Source organism: Paraconexibacter sp., from assembly GCF_041602235.1.
Lineage (GTDB): Bacteria > Actinomycetota > Thermoleophilia > Solirubrobacterales > Solirubrobacteraceae > Paraconexibacter.
Genome location: NZ_JBFIGP010000352.1, coordinates 1 through 3,479, shown reverse-complemented (window position 1 = coordinate 3,479; position 3,479 = coordinate 1). Strand labels below are relative to the sequence as shown.

4 protein-coding genes are annotated in these 3,479 nt (G+C 72.8%); all 4 read left to right on the top strand.

From position 1 onward, the window contains the following. Positions 1-765 (top strand): amidase (locus tag ABYE80_RS18690; protein WP_372791828.1); only part of this gene is annotated, 765 nt, incomplete at its 5' end. After that, the gene (gene gatB, locus ABYE80_RS18685; RefSeq protein ID WP_372791827.1) at positions 762-2,207 is read left to right on the top strand and encodes an Asp-tRNA(Asn)/Glu-tRNA(Gln) amidotransferase subunit GatB; all 1,446 of its coding nucleotides are present in this window, start codon (positions 762-764) and stop codon (positions 2,205-2,207) included. The genes ABYE80_RS18690 and gatB, both read left to right, overlap by 4 nt. A 30-nt stretch (positions 2,208-2,237) precedes the next feature. Further along, positions 2,238-3,104: a phosphotransferase gene (locus ABYE80_RS18680; protein ID WP_372791826.1), complete on the top strand. Its 867-nt coding sequence runs from the start codon at positions 2,238-2,240 to the stop codon at positions 3,102-3,104. Positions 3,105-3,152: 48 nt separating this feature from the next. Next, positions 3,153-3,377 (top strand): hypothetical protein, encoded by a 225-nt coding sequence (locus tag ABYE80_RS18675; RefSeq protein WP_372791825.1) that lies wholly within the window; start codon positions 3,153-3,155, stop codon positions 3,375-3,377. The last annotated feature ends 102 nt before the right edge of the window (positions 3,378-3,479 follow it).

The window sequence follows — 3,479 nt, the reverse complement described above, 5'->3', positions numbered from 1 at the left end:
GACCCGCGCGACGCGACCTCGGTCGGGCAGTCCGAGGCCACCGTGCTGCCGAGTGCCCGGCGCCTCGACGGCGTGCGGCTCGGCGTGCCGAAGGACGTCGAGAACGAGGGTGTGGAGCCCGGGGTCCGCGCCGCGTTCGACGCCGCGCTCACGACGGCGACATCCCTCGGCGCGACCATCCACGAGGTCGACCTGCCGCACGCCCACTACGGGATCGCCGCCTACTACGTCCTCGCCCCGGCCGAGGCGTCCAGCAACCTCGCGCGCTTCGACGGCGTCCGCTACGGCGCCCGGGTCGAGGCCGGCGACCTCGTCTCGATGTACACGCAGACCCGCCACGACGGCTTCGGCGCCGAGGTCAAGCGGCGCATCCTGATCGGCACGTACGCCCTGAGCTCCGGCTACTACGACGCCTACTACGCCTCCGCGCAGAAGGTCCGCACGCTCATCCGGCGCGACCTCGAAGCCGCCTACGCCGACGTCGACCTGATCGTCACGCCGACGAGTCCCGGCGTGGCGTTCCCGCTGGGGTCCAAGACCGACGACCCGTTGTCCATGTACCTCGAGGACTACTTCACCGTGCCGTTCTCGCTCGCCGGAGTTCCCGCGATCTCGATCCCGTGCGGTCTGTCCGAGGGCCTGCCGGTCGGGCTGCAGCTCGCCGGCCCGGCCTTCAGCGAGAACCGGATCCTCGACGTCGCGTTCGCGCTGGAGGGCGCGCTGGGATTCGATGCCTCGCCCGGCCGCGAGGGGGGTGCGGCATGAGCACGCAGCCGTCCGTGCGGTACGAGCCCGTCATCGGGCTGGAGATCCACGTCCAGCTGAAGACGCGGACGAAGATGTTCTGCGGGTGCGAGCTCGGGTTCGGCGAGCCGCCGAACACCCGCACCTGTCCCGTGTGCCTGGGGTTGCCCGGGGCGCTGCCCGTCGCGAACGCCGAGGCGATCCACCTGGGCCTGATGATCGGGCTGGCGCTCGGCTGCGACCTCGCGCCGCGGTCGATCTTCCACCGCAAGAACTACTTCTACCCGGACCTGCCCAAGGGCTACCAGATCAGCCAGTACGACCAGCCGTTGTGCAGCGGCGGTGAGCTCGGCGGCGTCCGCATCACCCGCGTGCACCTGGAGGACGACGCCGCGAAGACGATCCACGCGGGCTCCAGCGGCCGCATCCACGGCTCGAGCCACAGCGTCGTGGACTTCAACCGGGGCGGCACGCCGCTGGCGGAGATCGTCACCGAGCCCGACGTCGAGTCGGCCGAGCAGGCGGGGGAGTTCCTGCGGCTCCTGCGCACGACGCTCAAGGCGCTCGGGGTCAGCGACGTGGACATGTCGCAGGGCTCGTTGCGTTGCGACGCGAACATCTCGATCCGCCCGGTCGGTCAGACCGAGCTCGGGACGAAGACCGAGCTGAAGAACATGAACTCCTTCCGGTTCATCGAGCAGGGCATCCGCGCCGAGATCGCGCGCCAGGAGGCGCTGCTGCGTGCGGGGGAGACCGTCGAGCAGGAGACCCTGCACTTCGACCCGCAGACCGGTGCGCTCACGTCGATGCGCTCCAAGGAGGAGGCGCACGACTACCGCTACTTCCCGGAGCCCGACCTCACGCCGATCACGATCACGCCCGAGATGCTCGAGCGTGCTCGCGCGGCGCTGCCCGAGCTGCCGGCGGCCCGGGCGGAACGGTTCGAGGCTCTCGGCCTGCACCCGGACACGGCGAAGCTGCTCGCCTGGCGCCCCGAGCTGGGCGACTACTTCGAGGAGGCGGTCGCGGCCGCGGGCGACGGGGCCGACGTCGTCGCCATCGCGAACCTCCTCGCGAACGAGTTGCTCCAGCGCCTGGACGCCGAGGCCGATCCCGCCGACTCGAAGGTCACGGCGCCGGCGCTGGCGCAGCTCGTCGGGCTCGTCGCCGCGAAGGCCGTCACCGGTGCGGGCGCGAAGCAGGTGCTCGACGTGCTCGTCGCGCAGGGCGGTGACCCGGCCGCGATCGTCGAGGCGCAGGGCCTGGGCGCCGTGGGCGGCGAGGACGCCCTCGTGCCGGTGGTGCAGGCCGCGCTCGCCGCCAACCCGGACATCGCCGAGCGCCTGAAGGGTGGCGACATGAAGCCGATGGGCGTGATCATCGGCTTCGTCATGAAGGAGACGAAGGGCCGCGCGGACGGCAAGGAAGTCACGAAGATCGTGCGGTCGACGCTCGGGCTCTGAGGTCCGGGCCGGGCGGTGACGATGGCCGGCGTGCCACCCGCCGAGGTCCGGATCGACGAGCGGATGGTGCGTGCGCTCCTCCGGGAGCAGCACCCCGACCTGGCGGGCCTGCCCCTGCGTCTCGCGGCGGCCGGGTGGGACAACGAGACCTGGCGGCTCGGACAGGAGCTCGCCGTGCGGCTGCCCCGCCGGGCGCTCGGGGCGACGCTGCTGGAGCACGAGCGACGCTGGCTGCCGGACATCGCCGATCGCCTTCCCGCGGCGGTGCCGGCGCCGCTGCGCACCGGGCACGGCTCCGAGGACCTCGGGTATCCGTGGAACTGGCACGTGGTGCCGTGGTTCGAAGGGGCGACGGCGGACCGGGAGCGCCTCAGCGCCCTCGGCGCGCAGCGTCTGGGCACCGCTTTGCGAGCGGTGCACCGGCCCGCCCCGCCGGCCGCCCCCGTGAACCCGTGGCGCAGCTGCGCCCTCCATGAGCGCGATCCGCCGTTGAACGTGCTGGCGTCCACCGGGTACGCGGCCCACGCGCCCGGGCTCCGTGCGGTCTGGGAGGCGGCCCTCGCGGCGGACCCCGCGCCCGTCCGGGTCTGGGTGCACGGCGACGTGCACGTCCGCAACGTGCTCGTGCGCGACGGGGACCTCGTGGCGCTGCTCGACTGGGGCGATCTGTGCGCCGGGGACCCGGCCGTGGATCTCGGCGCGCGGTGGACGGTGCTCGATGGGACGCATGCGCAGGCCTTCCACGAGGGCTACGGCCCGGTGGACGAGCACCTCGAGGCCCGCGCTCGAGGCTGGGCTCTCGTGTTCTCCTCCATCGTGCTGGCGGCGCTGGAGCACGACGACCCGACGTGGGCCGCGCTCGCGCGCGCCAGCCTCGACCGCTTGGCGGCGTCATGAGTTCCGCGACCCGCGGAATCGGGGGCGACCAGGCGTAGCATGGGGGACATGGCACGACTCGTCCGCATGGATCACACCGGTCACACCACCCTCGCCGAGTGGACGGCCGACGACACCGCCGCCATCCAGGCCGCGGTCAGCGCCTTCCGGACCGAGCTCGACCGCGGCTACTACGCGATCGTCTCGACCGGTGAGGGCCACGCCGAGCAGGTGCGCGAGCTCCCCGTGGAGGCGGACCTCGTGATCATGCGCCTGCCCATCTCCGGCGGGTGAGCTCCACACCCGCGACGCGGGCGCAGGACGGCCGGGTGCTCCCGGAGACGGCCAACGTCCACTGGCGACGACGGGTCGACGAGCGCGAGCTCCGGCGCCGTG